26 protein-coding genes are annotated in these 23,901 nt (G+C 66.4%); 12 read left to right on the forward strand and 14 right to left on the reverse strand.

Annotated features, from left to right (window positions below; genetic code table 11):
* Positions 1–44: 44 nt before the first annotated feature.
* From RGUI_RS02920 to RGUI_RS02930, 3 genes are read right to left on the reverse strand one after another with little or no spacing between them, the layout of a single operon-like run.
* A complete protein-coding gene (locus tag RGUI_RS02920) occupies positions 45–866 on the reverse strand; it encodes a substrate-binding domain-containing protein (protein WP_081531680.1) in 822 nt (273 codons plus the stop codon).
* A 20-nt stretch (positions 867–886) separates the two neighbouring features.
* Positions 887–1,582, reverse strand: a complete 696-nt coding sequence (locus tag RGUI_RS02925) for an ATP-binding cassette domain-containing protein (RefSeq protein WP_081531681.1) — start codon at positions 1,580–1,582, stop codon at positions 887–889.
* A 58-nt stretch (positions 1,583–1,640) separates the two neighbouring features.
* On the reverse strand, positions 1,641–2,348 hold the full coding sequence (locus RGUI_RS02930; RefSeq protein WP_081535942.1) for an ABC transporter permease: 708 nt from the start codon (positions 2,346–2,348) through the stop codon (positions 1,641–1,643).
* Between the two features lie 381 nt (positions 2,349–2,729).
* On the opposite strand from RGUI_RS02930, the gene RGUI_RS02935 reads away from it, so the two are divergent.
* Positions 2,730–3,620 carry a helix-turn-helix transcriptional regulator gene (locus RGUI_RS02935; protein WP_253798817.1) on the forward strand — a complete coding sequence of 297 codons (891 nt, stop codon included), beginning with the start codon at positions 2,730–2,732 and terminating at the stop codon, positions 3,618–3,620.
* A 97-nt stretch (positions 3,621–3,717) separates the two neighbouring features.
* Here RGUI_RS02935 and RGUI_RS02940 read toward each other — a convergent pair whose 3' ends face one another.
* The 4 genes from RGUI_RS02940 to RGUI_RS02955 form a co-directional block, all read right to left on the reverse strand.
* On the reverse strand, positions 3,718–5,769 hold the full coding sequence (locus RGUI_RS02940; RefSeq protein WP_081531683.1) for a DEAD/DEAH box helicase: 2,052 nt from the start codon (positions 5,767–5,769) through the stop codon (positions 3,718–3,720).
* Between the two features lie 140 nt (positions 5,770–5,909).
* The gene (locus RGUI_RS02945; protein ID WP_081531684.1) at positions 5,910–6,503 is read right to left on the reverse strand and encodes a hypothetical protein; all 594 of its coding nucleotides are present in this window, start codon (positions 6,501–6,503) and stop codon (positions 5,910–5,912) included.
* 63 nt (positions 6,504–6,566) lie between these two features.
* Positions 6,567–6,995: a peptidylprolyl isomerase gene (locus RGUI_RS02950; RefSeq protein WP_081531685.1), complete on the reverse strand. Its 429-nt coding sequence runs from the start codon at positions 6,993–6,995 to the stop codon at positions 6,567–6,569.
* A 115-nt stretch (positions 6,996–7,110) separates the two neighbouring features.
* Positions 7,111–7,488: a VOC family protein gene (locus RGUI_RS02955; protein ID WP_172841068.1), complete on the reverse strand. Its 378-nt coding sequence runs from the start codon at positions 7,486–7,488 to the stop codon at positions 7,111–7,113.
* A 116-nt stretch (positions 7,489–7,604) separates the two neighbouring features.
* Between RGUI_RS02955 and RGUI_RS02960 the strand changes: the two genes are divergently transcribed.
* The 8 genes from RGUI_RS02960 to RGUI_RS02995 all read left to right on the forward strand — a co-directional run bounded on the left by RGUI_RS02960 (position 7,605) and on the right by RGUI_RS02995 (position 15,209).
* Positions 7,605–8,294 carry a haloacid dehalogenase type II gene (locus RGUI_RS02960; protein ID WP_081531687.1) on the forward strand — a complete coding sequence of 230 codons (690 nt, stop codon included), beginning with the start codon at positions 7,605–7,607 and terminating at the stop codon, positions 8,292–8,294.
* Complete coding sequence (locus RGUI_RS02965) at positions 8,294–9,127, forward strand: alpha/beta fold hydrolase (protein WP_081531688.1); 834 nt, start codon at positions 8,294–8,296, stop codon at positions 9,125–9,127. Before RGUI_RS02960 ends, RGUI_RS02965 begins: the two co-directional genes overlap by 1 nt.
* The gene (locus RGUI_RS02970) at positions 9,124–10,104 is read left to right on the forward strand and encodes a threonine/serine dehydratase (RefSeq protein ID WP_081531689.1); all 981 of its coding nucleotides are present in this window, start codon (positions 9,124–9,126) and stop codon (positions 10,102–10,104) included. The genes RGUI_RS02965 and RGUI_RS02970 overlap by 4 nt, the downstream gene beginning before the upstream one ends.
* Positions 10,101–11,291, forward strand: a complete 1,191-nt coding sequence (locus RGUI_RS02975; RefSeq protein WP_081531690.1) for an endonuclease/exonuclease/phosphatase family protein — start codon at positions 10,101–10,103, stop codon at positions 11,289–11,291. The genes RGUI_RS02970 and RGUI_RS02975 overlap by 4 nt, the downstream gene beginning before the upstream one ends.
* Positions 11,292–11,370: 79 nt before the next feature.
* The gene (pcaD, locus tag RGUI_RS02980; protein ID WP_081531691.1) at positions 11,371–12,159 is read left to right on the forward strand and encodes a 3-oxoadipate enol-lactonase; all 789 of its coding nucleotides are present in this window, start codon (positions 11,371–11,373) and stop codon (positions 12,157–12,159) included.
* Positions 12,160–12,166: 7 nt separating this feature from the next.
* The gene (locus RGUI_RS02985; protein ID WP_172841069.1) at positions 12,167–12,874 is read left to right on the forward strand and encodes an alpha/beta fold hydrolase; all 708 of its coding nucleotides are present in this window, start codon (positions 12,167–12,169) and stop codon (positions 12,872–12,874) included.
* A gap of 9 nt (positions 12,875–12,883) precedes the next feature.
* Positions 12,884–14,116: a TCR/Tet family MFS transporter gene (locus RGUI_RS02990; RefSeq protein ID WP_081531693.1), complete on the forward strand. Its 1,233-nt coding sequence runs from the start codon at positions 12,884–12,886 to the stop codon at positions 14,114–14,116.
* Positions 14,117–14,126: 10 nt separating this feature from the next.
* Positions 14,127–15,209: a Zn-dependent alcohol dehydrogenase gene (locus tag RGUI_RS02995; protein ID WP_081531694.1), complete on the forward strand. Its 1,083-nt coding sequence runs from the start codon at positions 14,127–14,129 to the stop codon at positions 15,207–15,209.
* A 3-nt stretch (positions 15,210–15,212) separates the two neighbouring features.
* On the opposite strand, the gene arsC is transcribed toward RGUI_RS02995, so the two are convergent.
* The 3 genes from arsC to RGUI_RS03010 are packed head-to-tail and all read right to left on the reverse strand — an operon-like array spanning position 15,213 to position 16,950.
* Positions 15,213–15,560: an arsenate reductase (glutaredoxin) gene (gene arsC / locus RGUI_RS03000; RefSeq protein WP_081531695.1), complete on the reverse strand. Its 348-nt coding sequence runs from the start codon at positions 15,558–15,560 to the stop codon at positions 15,213–15,215.
* A complete protein-coding gene (locus tag RGUI_RS03005; protein ID WP_081531696.1) occupies positions 15,557–16,615 on the reverse strand; it encodes a quinone-dependent dihydroorotate dehydrogenase in 1,059 nt (352 codons plus the stop codon). Before RGUI_RS03005 ends, arsC begins: the two co-directional genes overlap by 4 nt.
* On the reverse strand, positions 16,612–16,950 hold the full coding sequence (locus RGUI_RS03010; RefSeq protein WP_081535943.1) for a DUF952 domain-containing protein: 339 nt from the start codon (positions 16,948–16,950) through the stop codon (positions 16,612–16,614). The genes RGUI_RS03005 and RGUI_RS03010 overlap by 4 nt, the downstream gene beginning before the upstream one ends.
* Before the next feature lie 106 nt (positions 16,951–17,056).
* Here RGUI_RS03010 and RGUI_RS03015 point away from each other — a divergent pair, with 106 nt between their 5' ends.
* A complete protein-coding gene (locus tag RGUI_RS03015) occupies positions 17,057–18,631 on the forward strand; it encodes a bifunctional UDP-sugar hydrolase/5'-nucleotidase (protein WP_081531697.1) in 1,575 nt (524 codons plus the stop codon).
* Positions 18,632–18,672: 41 nt separating this feature from the next.
* Here the strand turns inward: RGUI_RS03015 and RGUI_RS03020 are convergent, their stop codons facing one another.
* Complete coding sequence (locus RGUI_RS03020) at positions 18,673–19,239, reverse strand: VPLPA-CTERM sorting domain-containing protein (protein ID WP_081531698.1); 567 nt, start codon at positions 19,237–19,239, stop codon at positions 18,673–18,675.
* Complete coding sequence (locus RGUI_RS03025; RefSeq protein WP_081531699.1) at positions 19,211–19,522, reverse strand: hypothetical protein; 312 nt, start codon at positions 19,520–19,522, stop codon at positions 19,211–19,213. The genes RGUI_RS03020 and RGUI_RS03025 overlap by 29 nt, the downstream gene beginning before the upstream one ends.
* A gap of 194 nt (positions 19,523–19,716) precedes the next feature.
* Here RGUI_RS03025 and RGUI_RS03030 point away from each other — a divergent pair, with 194 nt between their 5' ends.
* Together RGUI_RS03030 and RGUI_RS03035 are read left to right on the forward strand one after the other, a co-directional pair.
* Positions 19,717–20,286, forward strand: a complete 570-nt coding sequence (locus tag RGUI_RS03030) for a LuxR C-terminal-related transcriptional regulator (RefSeq protein WP_081531700.1) — start codon at positions 19,717–19,719, stop codon at positions 20,284–20,286.
* Between the two features lie 107 nt (positions 20,287–20,393).
* Entirely contained in the window at positions 20,394–21,437 is a 1,044-nt protein-coding gene (locus RGUI_RS03035) for a succinylglutamate desuccinylase/aspartoacylase family protein (protein WP_081535944.1), read from the forward strand.
* Positions 21,438–21,445: 8 nt separating this feature from the next.
* On the opposite strand, the gene RGUI_RS03040 is transcribed toward RGUI_RS03035, so the two are convergent.
* Together RGUI_RS03040 and cimA are read right to left on the reverse strand one after the other, a co-directional pair.
* A complete protein-coding gene (locus RGUI_RS03040; RefSeq protein ID WP_081531701.1) occupies positions 21,446–22,213 on the reverse strand; it encodes a squalene/phytoene synthase family protein in 768 nt (255 codons plus the stop codon).
* Complete coding sequence (gene cimA, locus RGUI_RS03045) at positions 22,210–23,832, reverse strand: citramalate synthase (protein WP_081531702.1); 1,623 nt, start codon at positions 23,830–23,832, stop codon at positions 22,210–22,212. The genes RGUI_RS03040 and cimA overlap by 4 nt, the downstream gene beginning before the upstream one ends.
* Between the last annotated feature and the right edge of the window lie 69 nt (positions 23,833–23,901).

A 23,901-nucleotide genomic window follows, 5' to 3' on the forward strand; every position in this document is an offset into this window, starting at 1 on the left:
GTCCCAAGGAACGAAGGTTCACGCTTCCGTGGCCGCGGAAACCGCTATTCGGGTGCGTTCGGGAAGAAGAGCTGCTGCCCTGACACCTTGTAGGCCGCAATACTGGTCTGCCCGTCGTCCGACAGCAGCCAGTCGATAAAGGCCTGCCCCTCTTCGGCATTCACGCTTGGGCATTTCGCGGGGTTCACGAGGATCACGCCATACTGGTTGAAAAGTTCCTCGTCCCCCTCAACCAGTACCGCATAGTCCTGCTTGTTGCCGAAACTGATCCACGTCGCCCGGTCGGTCATCACATAGGCGCCCATCCCGATCCCGGTGTTCAGCGTCGCCCCCATGCCCGACCCGGTTTCGCGATACCACGTCCCCGATGCCGCCGTGGGGTCGATGCCGGTTTCCGACCACAGCGCCATTTCCTTCTTGTGGGTGCCGGAGTCGTCCCCGCGTGAGGCAAAAAGCGCGCCTGACCCCGCGATCTTGCGCAGTGCCTGCCGCACCTCCGTCATCCCTGCGACACCGGCCGGGTCAGCCGCGGGCCCGACGATCACGAAGTCGTTGTACATCAGATCCGTCCGCGCGACCCCGCCGCCATCGGCCACGAATTTCTCCTCTGCCGGTTTGGCGTGAACCAGCAGCACGTCGCCGTCGCAGTTTGCGGCATTGCGGATCGCCTGCCCGGTGCCCACGGCAACCACATGCACCTTGATCCCCGTCTTGTCCTGAAAGATCGGCAGGATGTAGTCGTAAAGACCCGAATTCGCCGTCGAGGTTGTCGACTGCACGATGATTGCATCCTCTGCGGCCTCGGCCGGCAGGCCCAACAGGCCAGCCGCGGTCATTGCCGCGATGAACAGTCTTCTGGTCAGCATTTTCGCCCCTCCCTCCAGATTTACAGAACAAGGCGCCCAGCCAGATGGGCGCGGGCAACCTCTGTCTTTGGATTTTCAAAGAATTCCCGCGCAGGCCGGTGTTCTGTCACCCGGCCGCGATGCAGGAACACCACGTCATCGGCCAGCCGGCGCGCCTGCCCCACGTCGTGGCTGACAAGGATGACGCGCACGCCATTGCAGGCCGCATCACGGATGATCGACTCGATCGCGTGGCAGGAGGACGGGTCGAGGCTGGCCGTCGGTTCGTCCAGCAGCAGAACCTCCGGCTCCGTGGCCAATGCCCGGGCAAGGCAAAGCCTTTGCTGCTCTCCCCCCGACAGATGGCGCGCCGCCTGCCCGGCCTTGTCCGCCAGACCGACCCGCGCCAGCAACGCGTCGCGCCGCCGCCGATCCACGCCGCGCGCGCGCAACACGAAGTCGACATTCGCGGCCACCGAGCGGCGTAGAAGGACCGGCTTCTGGAACACCAACGCCTGCCGCCGCATAACCGCGGGCGACATCGGCAACCCGCCCCAGCGGACCGTTCCGCGACTCGGTGCGATCAAGCCGTGCAACAGGCGCAAAAGCAGGCTCTTGCCCGCGCCGTTGGGGCCCATCACCACGGTCAGACCCGTCGGCCTGAGCCGCAGGTCGAGGCCGGAAATAAGCTCGCTCCCACCAAGGGTCAGGCCCAGCCCTGTCACCTCAAGCGGCATTAGCGGCGGCAGGATCGGCCGACCCGCCGGTACGACCGGCCCCGGGGGATGCACCGTTTCACGCACAGGCTTGCCGTATCGCGGTCAGCCGCACGCCCTGAACCACCGCGTTCACCGCCAGGGCAATTGCCATCAGGACAATGCCCAGGGCCAGGGCCAGCGCCAGATCCCCCTTGGAGGTTTCCAGCGCAATCGCCGTCGTCATCACACGGGTCAGATGGTCGATATTGCCACCCACGATGATCACCGCGCCGACCTCGGCAATGGCGCGCCCGAAACCGGCCAATCCGACCGTCAGCAGGGAATAGCGCGCATCCCACAAGAGCGCCCGCACCACCTGCCCGCGCGACAGGCAGAAAGACCGGAACTGCTCGGCATATTCCTCGTGCAGATCCTCCAGAACCTGACGCGACAGGGCCGCAACGATAGGGGCGATCAAGATGGTCTGGGCAATGATCATCGCGGTCGGCGTATATAGCAGCCCCAGAAAGCCCAGCGGCCCGGCGCGTGACAGGTGCAGATAGACCAGAAGCCCCACCACCACCGGCGGCAGGCCCATCAACGCATTCACGGCCACAAGCGCCGCCTGCCGTCCCGGAAAGCGCGTAACCGCCAGAAACGCCCCAACCGGCAGTCCCAACAGGCAGGACAGCGCCGTCGCCGTCAGGCTGACGCGCAAGGACAGGCCGACGATCTCGATCAGATCGCCGTCACCCGATGCGACAAGAGACACGGCCATTCCCAGGGCCTCTCCGAAATCCTGCAAGATTTCCTCCCAGATGCAGATTTTTCGGACACGTTGAGCGTAGAAAGCGAATTGCATTGCGGCAAGCGATTTCAACCGCGCCAGTCATAGACGTAGCGTCCCGATCCAGAGGAAAAGGCCAGAGGTCTGGGCCGGGCCGTTCTGCAAAATCTCGCAGAACTTTGCATATCTTGCAGAACGGTCGAGATCCCGATCTTCCCCTCGACAGCGGCGTCCGGCGCCGGATACGCTTCGGCGTCAGGGAGGACAGGGCTTTCAGCGGCCGCTTGGGGTCATCTTGGCGTAAGGTCGGGGCACTGGGGCCGATCCGTCCTTGGGTCGACCGATGCGACACCGCGAAAGCCCATCGAGAAGAGGGAAACACCGACGACCATGCCGGAGGTGCAGGACAAAACATCACCACCCGAATTCCTGACGGTCCGGGAACTGGCCGATCTGTTGCGGATCAAGGAACGGAAGGTCTACGAACTGGCCGCCTCGGGCCAGATCCCGGTGTCACGCGTGACCGGCAAACTTCTGTTCCCCGAACGCGACATCCGCGCCTGGATCGCAGGCGGCAGCAGCGGCGGCCCGGCCCCCGCCGACGACAGGCCCCCGGAAATCTTTCTGGGCAGCCATGATCCGTTGCTGGACTGGGCCATCCGACAGTCACGCTGCGGGCTTGCCACGCGCTTCGACGGCAGTCTGGACGGGCTTGCCCGGTTTGCCGCAGGCGAAGGTGTGGCCGGTGGGTTGCACATCCATGATGCGGAAACCGGGGGCTGGAACCTGCCGCAGGTAACAGCCGCCTGTTCGGGTCAGAACGCGGTCCTTATCGCATGGGCGCGGCGCAACCGGGGGCTGGTGATCCGCCCCACGGACGTCGGCGCGATCCGCTCCATGGCCGATCTGGCCGGCCGGACGGTTGTCCCGCGCCAACCCGAGTCCGGCACCCAGACAGCCTTTGAAAAACTGCTGGCCGCGGACGGGCTGTGCCAAGGGGACCTGTCCCTTGTCGAAAGCGCCCCGACCGAGGACGATGCGGTGATGGCCGTGGCCCAAGGCAAGGCCGAGGTCGCCTTCGGGCTGGAATCGGTCGCCCGAATCTTCGGCCTGCATTTCGTGCCCATCATCGAGGAACGCTTCGACCTTTTGGTCGACCGCCGCGCGTGGTTCGAGCCGCCGCTGCAACGCCTTCTTTCCTTCTGCCGATCCGAGAGCTTCCGGACCCATGCAAAGGAGACGCCCGGTTATGACATGGGCGAGCTTGGCACGGTGCGCTGGAACGCCTGACGACCCGGGGCGAGTGCCATTTTCACGACCTTCGCCCCTAGGGTTCCGGTGACGCTATCGCGCCGGAATTTCGTCGCCGAAACCCTGACGGCGCGCCTCACACCTTGCGTCTTGGCGGAGTGTTGCCACCGGCCGGCATCGGCGCGCGTTTTCTGGAAAGCCGCTTGCCGGTATCGGCCGCGGGGTTGCGCTTTTTCGGGGCCGGTCCATCGCCACGCGGTTTCTTGGCAACCCCCTCAGCCGTCCGGTCCGCGCGGTCGCTGGCGCGGGGTTTGTCCTTAGGTTTGGCCCACCCCTTCTTCAGGGTCGAATGGCGCGCCTTGCGCGGCTTGTCCTTGACCGGGTGTCGCGCAACCTCCGCGTCGGACCGGGGGGCAGGTGTAGGCGCAGCCTCTTCGGCGCGCGGCGTCGGTGTCGGAACCTGTGCAGCCCGTGGCCCCGCGTCCCTTTCAGGAACTGGCCGCCCACGACCCGCGGACGGTTTGCCATGGGGTTTGGCGGGCCTTTGCGGTGCCGCGCCATCCCGTGATGCAGGGCGCGGCCGCGCCGGGCGCTCTTGCGGCTGACTTGATCCTTCGGGGACAGCATCCAGCTTGCGGGCGCTCACATCGTCTTCCAGAATCCCCTCCGGCCCCAGACGGTCTAGGAAGCCAGGCAGCGCAGGCTCGGCGATTTCGACAAGTGTCGTCTCGGGCATCACGCGGATCTTGCCGATCTGCGCCTTGTCGAGATCCCCGGCACGGCACAAGAGCGGCAAGAGCCAACGCGCCTCTGCCCGGCGATCCTGCCCGATGGACAGTTCCACCCAGGCCGACGGGCCGAAAGGCGCGCGTTCGGGGCGCGCCGCCCTTGCCGTGGGTGCATTCAGTTCCTCGGGCGCGGACAGGTTGGCACGGTAAAGCCGCAGGCAAGCGGCTGCGATCTGCTCCGGCCCGTAATCGGCCATCAGCTTCGCGGCAAAGGCCGCTTCGGTCTGAGACAGCTCCGCCGCCCATATCGGATCGGACAGAAGGCGGCTTTCATCCAGCGCAAGGATTTCCTCGGGGCTCGGGGCAAAGGTCCATTCGGCCCCGATCTTGGCCCATTTCAGCAGGCGTGCGGCCTTTTTCGACACCTTGTCGGGCACGATCAGGGCAGAGATCCCCTTGCGACCTGCCCGCCCGGTGCGACCGGACCGGTGCAAGAGCGCCTCGGTATTCGTCGGCAGATCGGCGTGGATCACCAGATCGAGATTGGGCAGGTCGATGCCCCGCGCCGCCACATCGGTGGCCACGCAGACCCGCGCGCGCCCGTCCCGCAGCGCCTGAAGCGCATGGCTGCGCTCATCCTGGCTCAACTCCCCCGACAGGCTGACGACCGACAGGCCCCGGTTGGCAAGGCGCGCGGCCAGACGGGCGACCGCGGCGCGGGTATTGGCAAAGACGATGGAGGTCGGCGCATCATGATAGCGCAACAGGTTGATGATGGCATGTTCGGCATCGGCCGGTGCCACCTGAATCGCCTGATAGGCAATATCGGTGTGCTGCTCACCCCGCGACAGCGTGGTGACCCGAACCGCGTCGCGCTGATACTGCTTGGCCAGATCCGCGATCGCCGGCGGCACCGTGGCCGAGAACAGAAGCGTCCGCCGGTCCGACGGGGCCTCCCCCAGCATGAATTCCAGATCCTCGCGAAAGCCGAGGTCCAGCATCTCGTCGGCCTCGTCCAGCACCACGGCCCGGATATCGCCAAGATCGAGCGATCCACGGGTGATATGGTCACGCAGACGCCCCGGCGTTCCCACGACGATATGCGCGCCGCGGTCCAGCGCCCGGCGCTCGTCCCGCGCATCCATGCCCCCGATGCAGGACACCACCCGCGCCCCCGCCTTGGAATACAACCACATCAGTTCCCGCTGCACCTGAAGCGCCAGTTCCCGCGTCGGCGCGACGACCAGCGCAAGGGGGGCTGCGGGGGCGGCCAGCCGCTCCTCCGACCCCAGAAGCGTTGGGGCGATGGCCAAACCGAAACCCACCGTCTTGCCCGACCCGGTCTGGGCCGACACCAGCAGGTCGGCCTCCGAAAGGTCCGGGGCCGTGACGGCCTTCTGAACCTCGGTCAGCGTGTCGAACCCGCGTTCGGCGAGGGCGTCGGAAAGAGTCGATATCATGGGGAGAGCATCCGTGGGAGGCCGCGCCAGCATGGCACGGTAAAGAGGGCAGGCATAGGGGATTGTGCCCCCCATGTCCAGCAAAGACTGGGCGAGGCAGGACCGTGCAGGGACCGGCGCGGCCCGCTGATTACCCTGCACTAGCTGTCTTGTCCAGCCTTCAGGGCCGCCCTCAACTCCGCTTGCCGGGCCTGGAATCCTTCGGCATCTCCGAAATCCACGAAACGGCCATAAGAGGCATGAGGCTCCGCCACGCGTCGGGCATGCTTGATCGGGCACCAGAATTGTTCGGTCCGCGCGGCGATCTCCCTCACGAAGGCGATCAACCCGTTGGCATAGCCGCAATAGATGCAGTTCAGCTTCTGCAATCCGTTCAGATAGGCCAGTTGGTGGCGGTCGATCACGATGTGATCGGCACGGCGCACTTTTTCGATCCCGTAAACGGGAAAACACACGGCCTGATACAGCATCACCGTCAGGTCCAGCAGCACAAGCGGCACGATCAGGACATAAATGAACGGCGCTGTCAGGATGAACAACGGCCGGGGATTGCGCAGAAATGTCAGCAGGCTGACCCGCAGGGCGTTGTGGCGCGCCAAGACTTCTGCCTCAAAGCGCACCCGGCCCTGCTCGATCCGATAGCGGAACTCCGCCCGCTTTTCGTCAAGCTCGTCCTGCAGGCTTTGCTGCAACTCCCGTATCCGGGCGAGCAGGCTTTCGACATTGGGCGTCATGGCACGTTCCCTTCCTGTTCGATCCAGTTGACCACAAGGGCGCGGAACGTGCCACAACCGTGGTTAATCGATCGAGACCAGTTCGATCCGGAACGTCAGGTCCTTGCCCGCCAGCGGGTGGTTGGCGTCCAGCACGACCTCCGTCTCGGTCAACTCGGCCACGGTCACCGGGATCACCTGCCCCTGTTCGGTCTGCACCTGCAGCGATGCGCCGACTTCCAGCGGCATGTCGGCGGGCACCTGCGCACGCGGGATCGCCTGCCGCGCCTCGGGCCGGGCCTCGCCGTAGGCATCGGCGCAGGCGATTTCCACGGTCTTCTTGTCCCCCGCGCTCATCCCCGGCAGCGCGGAATCAAGGCCGGGGATGATCTGCCCCGAACCCACGGTGAATTCCAGCGGATCACGCCCTTCGGAACTGTCGAAAACGGTGCCGTCCGACAGGGTGCCGGTGTAGTGGATGCGAACCTTGTCGCCCGCCTTGACCTGGGTCATCGGTCTCTCTTTCATATGTCGGGGGTGAATTTCCAAAGGCCGCGCCACCAGCGCGCGGGTGCTTTGATCGGTTACCCCAGCGTAAAGGGAAGACCGGCGATGTAAACCCCGTGCCTCAGGCGGGTTTGATCAGCCCGAAAGCGGCGCCCGTAGGATCGGTCACGATGGCAACGCGGCCGACAAACGGGATCTCGAATGGCTCCTTGATCACCTGCCCGGCGCGTTCACGCGTTTGCTCAACCGCCTTGTCCACGTCCTTGACGGCAAAGTAGGAAAACCAGTGCGGGGGTCGCCCCTCGGCCTCCTGCAGGTTGCTCATGTCCATCACGCCGAGCACGGCCTGATCCCCGCGCTTGCCGACATAATAGCCGGCCGGCCCCATCGGCACCTGCTCGAAATGCCAGCCGCAAACAGCCCTGTAGTATTTCAGCGCCCCCTGAACGTCCCGCGTCCTCAATTCGGTCCACCAGACCTTTCCGTGGTTCTGCGACATCGCATTCTCCTTCTGCGTTCGCATGGCTGTTAATGCTTGAACGTAACACGCATGTGCACGGACGCTCTTTCCCAGTTTGCGCGCCTGTGCCACTGTCGCCCGGCGAGGGAGGAGAAATGACGACAACGACCTGCATCTTCGATGCGTATGGCACGCTGTTCGACGTGGCCGCCGCCGCGCGGCAGGCCGCGGCGGAACCGGGGCGGGACCGTCTGGGCGATGTCTGGCCGACGCTGGCAGAGGACTGGCGTCAGAAGCAGTTGCAATACAGCTGGCTGCGCGCGGTCACGGGCGCCCATGCGGATTTCTGGCAGGTCACGCAGGACGGCCTCGACTGGGCGCTGGAGGCGTCCGGGCTGGACGGCGATGCCGGGTTGCGGGCGCGGCTTCTCGACCTTTACCGGGAACTGTCCGCCTATCCAGAGGTGCCGGCGATGCTGTCGGCGCTGAAACAGGCGGGCAAGGCGACCGCCATCCTGTCGAACGGGTCGCCGGATATGCTGGCGGCCGCGGTTGCCTCGGCCGGGATCGGCGATCTTCTGGACGATGTTCTGTCGGTGGAACGGGTCGGCGTCTTCAAGCCGCATCCGTCCGTCTACGATCTTGTGGGACAACGCTTTGGCTGCGACCGGGCAGAGGTTCTGTTCGTCTCGTCCAACGGATGGGATGCGGCGGCGGCCACGGGCTTTGGGTTCACGACCGCCTGGGTCAACCGCGCGGGCGCACCGATCGACCGTCTGCCCTGGCGGCCGGCACATGTGCTGACCGACCTGACCGGCATTCCCGCACTGGCGATGGGGGCGTGATGCAACGTTTTGCCGCCGATGACGGCCTGATGCTGGCCTATGACGATCAGGGCGCGGGCGCACCGGTTCTTTGCCTGTGCGGGCTGACCCGCAACATGGACGATTTCGAGCCGGTGGTAGAGCGTTTCGCGGACCGCGCGCGCATCCTGCGGCTGGACACCCGCGGGCGGGGTGCCTCCGATCACGATCCCGACTTCATGAACTACAACCTGATCCGCGAAAGCCGCGATGTCCTTGCGCTTGTCGATCACCTCGGGCTCGACCGGGTCGCGATCATCGGCACCTCACGCGGGGGGCTGATCGCGATGACCCTGGCCGCGGGCCATCGCACCCTGCTGTCCGGCGTCTGCCTGAACGATATCGGCCCGATGATCGACCCCCACGGCATGGGCTATATCATGAGCTATCTGGGCCAGCGCCCGGGCTATGCCAACTACGACGATGCCGCGGCCCAGCTTGAAACGAAGATGGCCGGGCGCTTTCCCGGCGTGACGCGCGACCAGTGGCGCGCCTATGCTCGCCGCGTCTGGTCCGAGGCGCCGGACGGGTTGGCGCTGCGCTATGATCCGAACCTGCGTCGGGCGGTGGCAGAGGCATCCGCGGCGGGGGCGATGCCCGATCTCTGGCCGTTGTTCGACGCGCTGAACGGGCTGCCCGTCGCACTGATCCGGGGGCAGAATTCGGACATCCTCTCATGTGAAACCGCCGAGGAAATGCGCCGCCGCCGACCCGACATGATCTATGCCGAGATCCCCGACCGCGGGCATGTGCCCTTCCTTGACGAACCCGCCGCGGTCGAGGTGATCGCGGCCTTTATCGAGCGCCTGACATGACCATCGACGCCATCGAGGCCGCCGCCGACCGGCTGAAGGGCCGCGCGCGGCGCACGCCGCTCCTCTCCTCTCCGTTTCTGGACGAGATCGCCGGGCGGCGGGTGCTGGTGAAGGCCGAATGCCTGCAACACACCGGCAGCTTCAAGTTCCGTGGCGGGTGGTCGGCGTTGTCGGCCCTGCCCGAGGCGGCCCGTGCCAAGGGCGTGATCGCCTATTCCTCCGGCAACCATGCGCAGGGGGTGGCGCGGGCCGCGCAAACCCTTGGCGTTCCGGCCGTCATTCTCATGCCGTCCGACGCGCCGAGCTCCAAGATCGACAACACCCGCGCGATGGGGGCCGAGGTGGTGCATTACGACCGCGCAACCGGGGACCGCGACGCCATCGGCGCCGCACTGGCCGCGGAGCGTGGACTGACACCGGTGATGCCCTTCGATGACCCCAATGTCATCGCGGGGCAAGGCACCTGCGGTCTGGAAATCGCCGAACAGGCGGCAGAGGCGGGCATCGGCGGTGCCGATGTCCTGATCCCCTGCGGCGGCGGCGGGCTGACCGCGGGCACCGCGCTGGCGCTGGAGGCCCGGGCACCGAGGCTGCGCGTCCGCCCGGTGGAGCCCGAAGGCTTCGACGACACGGCCCGGTCGCTGGCCAGCGGCCGGATCGAGCGGAACGAAAAGACCGCCGGATCGGTCTGCGATGCGATCCTGACGCCGTCCCCCGGCAAGCTGACCTTCCCGACCATCGCGCGTCTGTGCGGCCCGGGCCTTGTGGTCAGCGAAAACGACGCCCTGCGCGCCATGGCCGCGGCCTTCGCCCGCCTGAAGATCGTGGTGGAACCGGGCGGCGCCGTCGCACTGGCCGCAGCGCTTTATCACCCCGCGCAATTCGAGGGCGACGCGGTGATCGTCATCGCCTCGGGCGGCAATGTGGAACCGGCGCTGTTTGCCGAGACGCTGGGCCGCTACGGGGACGGGGCATGACCCGCTTCACCATCGCCAGTTTCAATGCCCAGAACCTGATCGGCCCGGACCAGACCTATTACCGGTTCGAGAAATACACCCCCGCCGACTATGCGTGGAAGCTGGACTGGATGGCCGGGCAACTGACCCGGATGAACCCCGATATCGTCGGGTTTCAGGAAATCTTCGATGCCGATGCCCTGAGGGAGGTCATCGCCGCCGCCGACCGCAAGGGGGAGGCATCCGACATGGCGATCCTGCCCAGCGGCGACAGCCCGTTTGGCCCCAAGGCGATCTTTCGCAAACCGGCCTATGACGCCTATGGCGACGCCGCGCTGGCCTTTGCCCCGAACGTGGCCGATGGCGGCCCCGGCGACCGGCGGCCCGGTGTGGCGATCCTGTCGCGCTTCGGCTTTGCCGAGGACCCGCAGTCGATCCAGTTGCTTGACCCGCCGGTCGACGTCCCCTTCCTACACCTCGGCGGCGGCGATGCCGGCAGTTACCAGATAAAGCGGCTTGGTCGCCCGATCCTCAAGGTCCGCGTGCCGGTCGGCGGGCAGGTGATCACCGTCTTCAACACCCACCTGAAATCGAAGCTGGGGGAGTTCGTCCGCCCCCAAAGCGCGCCCTTCTCCCCCGAAATCGACCTGCTGAATTACAACGCCGCAGGCCGGGCGATGGGCACCCTGCGCTCTGCCCTGCGCCGGATGGCAGAGGCCTGGGTGCTGCGCACGCTGATCCTGCAGGAACTGGATCAAGGCCGCCCGGTGATGGTGCTGGGCGATCTGAACGACAGCGGCCATTCGATCACGCAGGAAATCCTGTGCGGGGAAAAACCGCTGCGCGACTACACGCGGATGCGCCGCCCCGACGCGACCGCGGCAGACGATTTCTATACAGCCGAGGATGCCGCAGAGATCACCGAGAGCATCGACCGGGTTCGGCTTTACTCTGCCGAACGGCTGTTCATGCGCAAGTCGCTGCGGGATCTGGTGTTCACGACATCCTTTGGGGGCGGCTTCCAGACGCTGGACGCGATCCTGATGTCACGGCAGTTCCATCCCGAATGGCCCGACCGGATCGGCGAGATGGAGTATTTCAGCGTCTACAACGACCATATCACCGACGCGGCCAGCCCCGGGGCGCCCGAGGACCGGATCACCTCTGACCACGGACAGGTGATGGCCCATATCCGGCTGACCGAGTGATGGACGCCCGGAAACCGCTGTTGCAGCCGGTCGGGGCTTGTCCGAAGATGCAGGGCCTGACGGATCAAGGGAGACTGCCGTGAAGATCGCCGATCTGGGGGACGTGGCGCTGCATTATCGCGAAGACGGCGATCCCGACGGCGCGCCCGTGGTGTTTTCAAACTCGCTGGGCTGCGATCTGCGGCTTTGGGACGATGTCGTCGCGCTTTTGCCCGATGGCGTGCGCGCAATCCGCTATGACAAGCGGGGCCACGGTCTTTCGTCCTGCCCTGACGGGCCCTATTCAATGGGCGCGCTGGTGCGCGATGCCGAACGCCTGCTGGAATTTCTGGGCGTCGCCGACTGCGTCTTCGTGGGACTGTCCATCGGTGGCATGATCGCACAGGGGCTGGCGGCGAAGCGGCTGGACCTCGTGCGCGCCATGGTGATTTCCAACACCGCCGCCAAGATCGGTACGCGAGAGATCTGGGCGGACCGGATCGACGCCGTGCGCGCGGGCGGCATCGCGGCGCTGACCGAGGGCACGATGGAACGCTGGTTCACCCGCCCCTTTCGCGAAAGCCCCGACTGCGCACTCTGGCGCAACATGCTGACCCGCCAGCCGGTGGAGGGGTATCTGGGCTGCTGCGCGGCAATCTCCGGCACCGATTTCTACACCACGACCGCGGGCCTGACCCTGCCGACGCTGGCGATCGCCGGCAGCGAGGACGGATCGACCCCGCCCGATCTGGTGCGAGAGACCGCGGCGCTGGTGAAGGGATCGACCTTCCACCTGATCCGCGGTGCGGGCCACCTGCCCTGCGTGGAAAAGCCCGGCGACTATGCCGAGATTCTCAACCGTTTTCTGAAGGACATCGGCCATGCCTGACCGCCACATGACAGAATTTCTGTTCGTCCACGGCTCCAACCACGGCGCGTGGTGCTGGCGCGACGTGCTGACCCCGCTGGAACGGGCGGGCCACGCCGCGCGCGCCATCGACCTGCCCGCCGCGGGCCTTGACCCCACCCCGCCCGAGGGCGTGACGATGGACGACTACCGCGACGCCGTGGTGGCCGCGATCACCCGCCCGACGATCCTTGTGGGCCACTCCTTCGGCGGCATGCCAATCACCTTTGCCGCGGCGGCCGCGCCCGAAAAGATCAAGGCGCTGGTCTACCTGACCGCATGGGCCCCGAAAGAGGGCGACAGCGCCCGCGACCTGCGCGCGCGCTATGGCTGCCGCAACCTGATGTCGGCGATGCGCCTGAGCGAGGACAAGGCGACCTCCACCTTCGCCGACGAGACGCTGGAGCCATTGTTCTATCACGACTGCCCGCCGGGCACGGTCGACTATGCCCGCGATCACCTTGTGCCGCAGGCCACCGCCCCGGGTCATGCGCCCGCACCGGCCCTGCCCGGGGGGATCGCGCGCCACTATATCCGCTGCACAACCGACAAGATCATCCCGCCCGAGGCACAGGAAGACATGTCGCGCGACTGGCCGGCCGATTGCATCCACGACATCGCCTGCGGTCATTCGCCCTTCTTCGCCGCGCCCGACCGGCTGGCGGAGATTCTGGCCGACATCGCCGGGCGAAGCTGACCCCCGACCATGAGCGACAAGGAAAACCGCCTGCCGATCGTCTTCATCCTGATCACGCTGGTGCTGGACGCCATCGGGATCGGCCTGATCCTTCCGGTGATGCCCGACCTGATCAAGGATATCGAGGGCGTCGGCCTGTCGGATGCCGCCGTCTGGGGTGGCATCCTCGCCACCTGTTTCGCGATCATGCAGTTCCTGTGCGGCCCGCTGATCGGCGGTTTGTCCGACCGGTTCGGGCGGCGGCCGATCCTGCTGTTGTCGCTCGCCACGATGGCGCTGGACTACGTGGTGATGGCGCTGGCGGGATCGATCTGGCTGCTGCTGGCGGCGCGGGTCGTCGGCGGTGTCACCGCCTCTACCCAGGCGACGGCCAGCGCGTTTCTGGCGGACATATCGAAGCCCGAGCAGAAGGCCGCCCGCTTCGGCATGGTTGGCGCCTCCTTCGGGATCGGCTTTGTCATCGGGCCGCTGATCGGCGGTTTCCTGGGAGAGCTTGGCCCCCGCGCGCCGTTCTGGGCCGCCGCGGTTCTGGCCACGGCGAACCTGACCTTCGGCTGGTTCGTGCTGCCCGAAACCGTCACCGACCGCATCCGGCGAAAGTTCGAATGGCGCCGGGCCAACCCGCTTGGCGCGTTCCGGCAGATCGGCGCCCTGCCCGGCGTGCGGCCGCTTCTGCTGCTGTTCTTCCTCTATGAATTCGCGATGTGGATCTATCCCGCGATCTGGGCCTATTTCACCCAGTACAGGTTCGGCTGGTCGCCCGGCACGGTCGGGATTTCGCTGGCCATGTTCGGCATCGGCGTGGCCGCGGTTCAGGGCGGGCTGATCCGGGTGATCCTGAAGGTGCTGGGGGAGCGTGTGACCGTCTGGTACGGGCTCAGCTACAACTTCGTGGCGTTCCTTGCCATCGGCTTCGTCGACAGTTCCACCGCGGTTCTGGTGATGACCCCGCTGATCGCGCTGGGGGCGGTGGTCACGCCCGCGCTTCTGGGGATCATGTCCAAGGCCGCCGGCGACGACCAGCAGGGGGAGCTACAGGGGCTGATCAGTTCGATCCGTTCGATCTCCATGGTCGTGTCACCCCTGGTGATGACCCAGCTTTTCGCCGCCTTCACGCGGGACGGCGCGCCCTTGATCCTGCCCGGCGCGCCCTTCCTTCTGGCCGCGGCCACGATGATCGTCTGCGGGGTCGTCTTCGCCGCGCGCCCACGGGCCGGCACCACCGCGACACATGCCGAATAAGGAGGCCCCCATGCGCCCGATCAAAGCCGCCGTCTGCCGCGAATTCGGCGCCCCCCTGACGATCGAAACCCTGCACCTGCGCCCGCCCCGAACCGGTGAGGTCGAGGTCACGCTGGAGGCCGTTGCGGTCTGCCATTCCGACATCTCGATGGCCGAGGGCGGGTTCAACCGCAGCCTTCCCGCCGTCTATGGGCACGAGGCAGCGGGGCGCGTAACCGCCGTGGGCGAGAGTGTGACAGGCGTGGCCCCGGGCGACACGGTGATCGTAACCCTGATCCGGTCCTGCGGCACCTGCCCCACCTGCGCGACGGGTCGCCCGACGATCTGCCGGACCAAGCCCAATGACGGCGACACGCCGATCTTCACGGCGGACGGCGACCCGATCCATCACGGGCTGGACACCGGCGCCTTTGCCGAGGCCGTCGTGGTCCATGAAAGCCAGATCGCGAAGATCCCCGACACCGTTCCGATGGAGTCCGCCTGCCTGATCTCCTGCGGGGTGATCACCGGGCTGGGCGCGGCGGTCAACACCGCCGCCATTCGCCCCGGCGAAACGGTCGTGGTGATCGGCGCGGGCGGCGTGGGGCTGAACGCCATTCAGGGCGCGCGGCTGGCGGGTGCCGCGCGGGTGATCGCCGTGGACCTTCTGGCCGACAAGCTGGCGGTCGCCAAGGACTTTGGCGCCACCGATGGCGTGCTGGCGAGCGATGCGAAACCCTGGAAGGCGGTGCGCGCCATTGCCCCCCGCGGCGCCGATGCGGTGCTGGTGGCCGTGGGCGCGCCTGCGGCCTATGACACCGCGCCGCGCTATTTGCGCGCGGGCGGGCGGATCGTGATGGTGGGCATGCCCCATGCGGGCCAGACCGCCGCCTATGAACCGATGGCGATTGCCCTTCTGGGGCAGGATCTGCGCGGGTCGATGATGGGGGATACGGTGCTGACGCGCGACATCCCGTGGATCATCGACCTGTACCAGCAGGGTCGGATCAAGCTGGACGAGCTGATCTCGGGCCGCTGGACGCTCGACCAGATCAACGAGGCGATTGCCGACACGAAAACCGGCGCGGCCCGGCGCAACGTGATCCTGTTCTGAGGCTCAGAGGATGTCCAGCACCAGCTCTGGCGGGCGGCCCAGCACCGCGCGGCCATTGGCAAAGACAATGGCGCGTTCGATCAGTTTCGGGTTTGCGGCCATCGCGGCCAGCAATGTCTCGTCGTCATCGTCCTTCGACAGGCCGAGGTCACGGAAGAGCGTTTCCTTCACGCGCATCATCTCGATGGCGCGCAGACCCAGCGTTCCTTGCGTGGCGCGCAGCTCCTCAAGGCTGGGCGGATCGTCCAGATAGCGGCGGATCACCGGGGTGATCCCGCGCCCCTCGATCAGCTTCAGCGCCTCGCGCGACTTGGAACAACGCGGATTGTGCCAGATGACGACCTCGGTCATGTCCACTCCTCCCGGCCCGTGCCCACGGCCTCGGCCACATTGGCAAACCCGTCGCGGGCCAGCAACCGATCCAGCCCCCGGGCGATGTCGCCCACAAGGCTGAGCCCGTTGTAGACCAGCGCGGTGTAAAGCTGCACGGCAGAGGCACCCGCCCGGATCTTGGCATAGGCGTCTTCGGCCGAAGACACCCCACCCACCCCGATCAGCGGCAGCGCGCCCCCGGTCAACTCCGACAGCCGCGCCAGCACCCGGGTCGACCGCGCAAACAGCGGCGCACCCGAAAGCCCACCCGCCTGCCCCGCATCCGCGCTTTTCAGGCCCACACGGGCCAGCGTTGTGTTGGTCGCGATGATCCCCGACAGACCGCTGGCCAGCGCAACCTCGGCAATCTCCGCGATCTCGGCATCGTTCAGATCCGGCGCGATTTTCAGGAAGACCGGGATCGGCTTGGGCAGGTCTGCACGGACGGCCATCACGCCCTCCATCAGCGCAGTCAGCGCCGCCTTGCCCTGCAAATCGCGCAGTTTCTCGGTATTGGGAGAGGAGACGTTGACCGTGGCGAAATCCACATGCGCGCCGCAATGGGCCAGCACCGCGGCATAGTCCGCCGCCCGATCGACGCTGTCCTTGTTCGCGCCCAGGTTCAGGCCGATCACGGCGTCCTTCGGCCGCGCGGCCAGCCGGGCCCCGATCGCCACCATGCCGTCATTGTTGAAGCCGAAGCGGTTGATCGCCGCCCGATCCTGGGTCAGGCGAAACAGGCGCGGGCGCGGGTTTCCGGGCTGCGGACGCGGGGTGGCCGCGCCGACCTCGATAAACCCGAACCCCGCCCGGGCCAGCGGCACCAGAGCCTCGGCATTCTTGTCGTAACCGGCGGCAAGGCCCACCGGGTTGGGCAAGCGCAGCCCCGCCACCACCGTTTCGAGCCGTTTCGTGGCGACGACCCCCGGCAGCGGCACCAGCCCCGATTTCAGCGCCGTCAGCGACAGGCTGTGCGCGCGTTCGGCATCCATCCGGTGAAAGGCGGCAAGGCCAAGACGCTCCAGCGGGGTCATACCACGCCCTCTGGGAAGATATGGCCCGACGCGCCCATCGGCAGCGATTTGTCCCAGACCACATCGGCCATCCGAAGATCGCGGTAGAGATGCGGGAACAACGCCCCCCCGCGGGATGGTTCCCATTTCAGGGCATCGCCCATCCGCTTGGTGTCGACGGCCACCAGCACAAGATCGCTTTCGCCCGCGAAGTGCCTTGCCGCCGTTTCGGCCACCTGCTCGGCCGTCGAGAAATGGATGAAGCCATCGGCAAGGTCCACCGGGGCACCGGCGGTCCGGCCCACGGCGCGAAAGGCATCCCATTCGGGGCGGCGGAAGATCTTGTACATCAGCATGCAGCCGGAATGCCCGTAGAAGTGACTTCGGTCAAGCATCTACAGCTTTGACAGACCCACCGGTCTGCCCCACCTTTCATCCATTGATCACACAGGGAGAATCCCGATGAAGATGCGAGTCCTTTCCACCGTGGCGGCGCTGGCCCTGACCGGCGGCGCGGCCCAGGCCGACTTCACATTGACCATCCTTCACACAAACGACTTCCACGCACGGTTCGAACCGATCTCGAAATACGACTCCGGCTGCAGCGCCGAGGACAACGAGGCCGGCAAATGCTTTGGCGGCACCGCGCGTCTGGTTACCGCGCTGGCCGAGGCCCGGGCCACGGCGGAAAATTCCATCCTCGTCGATGCGGGCGACCAGTTTCAGGGCACGCTGTTCTACAACCAATACAAGGGCAAGGTCGCGGCCGAGATGATGGAAAAGCTCGGCTATGACGCGATGGCCGTCGGCAACCACGAATTCGACAACGGCCCGGAGGTTCTGCAAGCCTTCGTCGATGAGGTCGACATTCCGATCCTGATGGCCAATGCCGATCTGTCGGGCGCGCCTGAACTTCAGGACATCATCGAGAAATCGGTGGTGATCGAAACCGGCGGCGAAAAGGTCGGGGTCATCGGCCTGACACCGATGGACAATGACGAATTGTCGAGCCCGGGCCCGAACATCGTCTTCACCGATCCGGTGCAGGCCGTGCAGGCCGAGGTCGACCGCCTGACCGCGGATGGCGTGACCAAGATCGTGCTGCTCAGCCATTCGGGATACACGCTCGACAAGCAGATCGCGGCCGGAACGACCGGTGTCGACGTGATCGTGGGCGGGCACAGCCACACGCTGTTGTCCAACACCAGCGACCGGGCCGCGGGCCCCTACCCGACCATGGTGGGCGACACCGCCATCGTGGCGGCCTATGCCTATGGCAAGTATCTGGGCGATCTGACCGTGACATTCGACGATGCGGGCAAGGTAATTTCGGCAGAGGGTGAGCCGATCCTTCTGGATGCCTCGGTCGCGGAGGACGCCGACATCAAGGCCCGGATCGCCGAACTGGCCCAGCCGCTGGAAGAACTGCGCCAGCAGGTCGTGGCCGAAGCCGCCGAACCCATTGGCGGCGAGCGCGCCGATTGCCGGACGCGGGAATGCCCGATGGGCAATCTGGTGGCCGATGCGATGCTGGACCGGGTGATGGATCAGGGCATCCAGATCGCGATCCAGAACGGCGGGGGGCTGCGTGCCTCGATCGATGACGGTCCTGTCACGATGGGCGAGGTGCTGACGGTGCTGCCGTTCCAGAACACGCTGTCGACCTTCTTCGTGTCCGGCCAGACGATCATCGACGCGCTGGAAAACGGGCTGAGCCAGGTCGAGGAGGGCGCCGGCCGCTTCCCGCAGGTCTCCGGCATGCGCTTTGCCTGGGATCCGGCGGGCGAACCCGGCAACCGCGTCCGCACCGTCGAGGTCATGGAAGATGGCCAGTGGACCCAGATCGACCGCGCCAAGACCTATGGCATGGTGTCGAACAACTATGTCCGCAATGGCGGCGACGGGTATTCGGTGTTCAAGACCGCCGACAATGTCTACGACTTCGGCCCCGATCTTGCGGATGTGACGGCCGAATACCTCGCCACCCGGTCGCCCTATCGGCCCTATACCGACGGCCGGATCACCGTGGCGCAATGACGATACGGGCCGGGGGCATCGATCCGCCCCCGGCCTGCCCCTTATTCCCGGCGCCGACTGGACAGCGCGAAGGCCCCGATTGCGGACAGAACCAGCGGCAAGCTCGCTGGCACGGGCACGGCACCTGGTTGCAGATAAAAGATGACGTCGGGATCGGTCAGGTTTTCGTTCAACCCCTCGTCGGCGCGTATCTTGCCGATTCCGGGGGCGTAGTACTTGAACTCCCTGAGGCTTGGGTCGATCGCCGTGGTCTCATACATGATGATCACGTCTTCGAACCATCCCAGCCCGGGGATCTCGACATCCTGATCGACGGCGTAGACCAGCGCCTCGTCCAGGGCCTCGTCGGCGGCGGCGTATTCCTGATAATAGCTGAGGCCCAGCGTCGGGGTTGCGGGCATCATCCAGCCCGGAAGCGCGCCGTTTTCTCCCGCGATCCAGGCCGAGTGATCGTCGGTTCCGATCAGGTTTCCATCGTCGTCGTAGTAATAGTTCACCACGTCCTCGCCGAAGTACCAGACATTGCCGGAGGTGTCGGCGGCGTAGTAGTCGTAGGTATCCTCGATCAGGACATCGTTCTCATAGGCACTGTCCCGGATCGTTCTCATAGGCACTGTCCCGGATCGCGACGGTCTGAACCCCGAGGATTTCCCTGCCGTCACCGACAACCCTTTGCACGGATTTCTCGACAAAGGGGTTTCCGTCCTCGTCGACACCGGTGGCCAGCGTGACCTTGGTCTCTGTGTAGTTAAGGGGGAAGTAGGTATTGACCGGGCTCTCTCCGGTGAACGCCTCCGGGTTGAATGCCGGAAGCATCGTGGTTGCAGACGCGGCCAGCGGGGCCAGAAACGCGCCGCCGAGCGTGACGGCCAGAATTGTGCGTAGGGTCATCGGGCAACTCCCTTGCCTGTTTTGAAAGTGCCGTCATCAGGCCGAATGGCGCGCCTTTGGTCGATCCGACCTCTGGCAGACAGGGGCGCGGTGCCATCCCGCATGGGGCGATCCGGCAAATGGCAGATGGACCGGACGCGGCGCTTTTGGCAGATTATCCGCGTCGCAATCCGCAAGGGTGGAGCCCCCGGAACATGAAACCCAAGCTTTCGCGGGCAACGTGGTTGCTGATCCTGTCTGTCCCGGTTCTGTCCGCCGGCATGCTGGGCATCGACATGATCATCGAGGGCACCGTTCCCCGGCTTGCTGAATTCGCGCTTGATTTCGCCGAGAAGTGTTTCCTCTTCGGCAGCATGGTCCTGATCGCGATGATGGTCGGCCGGGTCGATACGCTGGAGGCCGACAGCGTGGCGCTCCGCCGCGATCTTGCTCTTGCCACGCAAGCGGGCGAGGCGTGGCGCCAACAAAGCCGGAAGCTGATGCAGGGGCTGTCGGATGCCATCACCCAGCAATTCGACCGCTGGAACCTCAGCCCGGCAGAGGCCGATGTGGCGGGCCTGATGCTGAAGGGGCTGTCGCTGCGCGAGATTGCGGGGCTCCGGCAAAGCTCTGAGGCGACGGTGCGCCAGCAGGCCCAGAACGTCTATCGCAAGTCGGGTCTTGCCAACCGGGCCGAGTTGTCGGCCTATTTCCTGGAGGATCTGTTCGCCGTGGCGGGCAGCGGCCTGTCCCCTGATGCAGAAAACGGCGCCGTCACGAACTGACCGCCCAACCGCACACCCGTTGACGCATTACGCTTGCCAGAGGACGCGGACGACCGGTAACGGGAGTGTATGCAAACCTGTTTCGCCAGTACCGGATTCCGCACGGCATGACCGCGCGGAAGGGATTCCTGCTTGGCGGCGAAACCGTGCCGCCCGGCGCGCGCGCCACGGTCGATCTGCCGGTGTCGGTTCTGTCGGACCACACGCCGGTGACGATGTCCGCCCATGTGATCCACGGCCGCCGCGCCGGCCCCGTCGTCTTCGTCACCGCCGGCGTGCATGGGGACGAGGTCATCGGGGTGGAAATCGTCCGCCGCCTGCTGGGGCTGCCGGCGCTGGGCAATATGCGTGGCACGCTGATCGCCATCCCGATCGTCAACGCCTTCGGCTTTCTCAACCTGTCGCGCTACCTGCCCGACCGGCGCGATCTGAACCGTTGCTTTCCGGGGTCGGCGACCGGGTCGATGGCCGCGCGTCTGGCCAAGCTGCTGATCGATGAGGTCGTGGCCCGCGCCGATCTGGGGATCGACCTGCATTCGGCCGCCATTCACCGCACCAACCTGCCGCAAATCCGCGTCACCCCCGGCGATCCCGACCTGATGCGGCTGGCACGTATCTTCGCAGCACCCGTCATCCTGCGCTCCGACCTGCGCGAGGGATCGCTCCGCCAGGCAGCGCAGGAGCGCGGCGTCAGCATGCTGCTATACGAGGCGGGAGAGGGCCTGCGCTTTGATGAAACCGCGGTCCGGGCCGGTGTCTCGGGCATTCTGCGGGTTCTGCATGATCAGGGCATGATCCCGGCAAAGGGCGTGCCGCGCGCGCGCCGCCCCTCGCTCGTCTGCCGCGCCTCGCGCTGGCTGCGCGCGCCACAGGGCGGGCTGGTCCGCATGTTCCGCTCCGAAGGGGATGTGGTGGCGGAAGGGGAATTGCTGGCCATCGTCTCCGACCCGTTCGGAGAGATCGACGCCGAGATCACCGCGCCCGAGGCCGGGATCATTGTCGGCCGCGCCGTGCTGCCCGTGGTGAACGAGGGCAACGCCGTGTTCCATCTGGCCGCGATCACCCCCGACGACCGGGCCGAAGACCGGATCGACGCCTGGACCGCGGAACTGGAAACCGACACCTTGTTCGATGAGGACGAGATCCTCTGACGCGCGCGCTACCAGCGGCCGCGCATCGCCCGCCACAAAAGCCCGCCGCGCCGGCGAAAGTCCGACGGGACAAGCCGCCCCTCTGCCACCCGCGCGGGGTCATCGACCGCGCGCGTCAGGATCGGCCCGGCCAGCCATGCGATCCGGGCCGCCGGGATCGCGCATTCGGGGATCGCGTCCCGCTCTGCCTTCAGGGCCGCCAGATCCGCCGCCGCCCGCGCGGCCAGTTCCCGCACCGCGCCCGGTCGCCCGTCAACCAGCGGCACGCGCCCCCGCGCCTCCAGTTCCGGCACGGCAACCAGCCAGTTCGCGACGCCCATCGCATGGCCGAGCCGCCTGAGCGCGGCCTCCCCCCTTTCCGCGCCGAGAACACGCGCCGCCACCCAGAGCAGCGCGCCCGACGTCGCATCGATATGCGTCTTGAACGCGGCGGCATCGTCGAACGGGTCGCGATAGATATCCCAGCGGCGCGCGGCGACGAGCCCGTCAAGAAGCCTTGCCTCCTCCGCCCCCAGAACCGACGCCAGCGGGGTCGCAACCTCATGCGCACGCACCGTGCCCCCGGCCGCGATTTCGCCCAGCACGTCGCGCCACCATTGCAGGCGCATCTCGGCAATCATCGGCTCCGCCGTCACCCAAGGGGCGCGGGCGACCTCCACATTGAAGGCGAACAGCGGGAACAGCCGGGCCCGCGCATCCACCGGCGCCGCCATGGTCGCGAGAAACCGGTCGGGATCGCCACGGCGGACGATATCGGCGCAGGCATCCAGGCTCACGGATGGGGCGCCTTGTCCCGCACCAGTTTCCAGACGATCGCGTCCAGCAGCGCCTCGAACGAGGCATCGACGATATTGGCCGACACGCCCACCGTGGCCCAGCGCCGCCCCTGCCCGTCTTCGCTGTCGATGATCACACGGGTCACGGCCTCGGTCCCGCCATTGGTGATGCGCACCTTGAAGTCGACCAGCTTCATGTCGTCGATATAGGACTGGTAGGGTCCCAGATCCTTGGCCAGCGCACGCGACAACGCGTTGACCGGCCCGCTGTCGGTGCCATCGGGCCCAAGGCTTTCCGAGACCGACAATTTACGCTCCCCGTCCACCAGCACGACGACCACGGCCTCCGACAGGCTTTTGGGGCGGCCCTGTTCGTCGCGGCGGCGTTCCACGGTCACGCGATACCGCTTGACCCGGAAGAATTCGGGCAACTGCTCCAGATGCCGCCGGGCGATCAGTTCGAAACTGGCCTGCGCGGTATCATAGGAATAGCCCTGCCCCTCGCGCGTCTTGATCTCGTCCAAGATCGCGGGCAGGCGCGGGTCGTCCTTGGCGATCTCGATCCCGGCCTCGGTCAGGCGCTTGCGCAGGTTCGACTGCCCCGCCTGGTTCGACATCGGGATGACGCGGGCATTGCCGACCAGCGCGGGGTCAATATGTTCGTAGGTCGAGGGGTCCTTCAGGATCGCGCTGGCATGCAGCCCCGCCTTGTGCGCAAAGGCCGAGGCGCCCACATAGGCCGCCGCCTTGCGCGGCACGCGGTTGAGGATATCGTCCAATAGGCGCGAGGCCCGGGTCAGCCCGGCCAGCGCCTCGTCCGTCACGCCGGTCTGGAAACGGCTGGCATAGGGTTCCTTCAGGGTCAGGGTCGGGATCAGCGTGGTCAGGTTGGCATTGCCGCAACGCTCCCCCAAGCCGTTGAGCGTGCCCTGAACCTGCCGCGCGCCCGCATCGATGGCCGCAAGGCTGCCCGCGACCGCATTGCCGGTGTCGTCATGGGTGTGGATGCCGATGGCCGTGCCGGGGATACCGCCCGCGATGATCTCTGCGGTGATCTCGCCCACCTCATGGGGCAGCGTGCCGCCATTTGTGTCGCACAGCACGATCCAGCGCGCCCCGGCCTCATACGCCGCCTTGCAGCAGTCGAGCGCATAGGCGGGGTCGGATTTCCAGCCGTCAAAGAAATGTTCCGCATCGAACAACGCCTCGCGCCCCTGGGCCACCACATGGGCGATGGATTTCGCGATGTTCTCGATGTTCTCGTCGTGGGTGATGCCCAGCGCGGTGGTGACGTGGAAGTCATGGGTCTTGCCCACAAGGCACACACTTCCCGTGCCCGCATTCATCACCGCGGCCAGCACTTCGTCATTCTCCGCGCTGCGGCCCGCGCGTTTGGTCATGCCGAAGGCGGTCAGTTTCGCGCGGGTCTGCGGGGCGGCGTCGAAGAACGCGCTGTCGGTGGGGTTCGCCCCGGGCCAGCCTCCCTCGATATAATCCACCCCAAGATCGTCCAGCGTGGCCGCGATGCGCAGCTTTTCGTCGGTGGAAAACTGCACCCCTTGGGTCTGCTGCCCGTCGCGAAGGGTCGTGTCGTAGAGGGAGAGGGGTTCCTTCGTCATTGACGTGCCTCCATCCCCATCTGCCCCTGTTCGGGCCGATAGCCCGGACAGCGCCCGACCGTTCTACGG

This window comes from Rhodovulum sp. P5 (assembly GCF_002079305.1).
Classification (GTDB): domain Bacteria; phylum Pseudomonadota; class Alphaproteobacteria; order Rhodobacterales; family Rhodobacteraceae; genus Rhodovulum.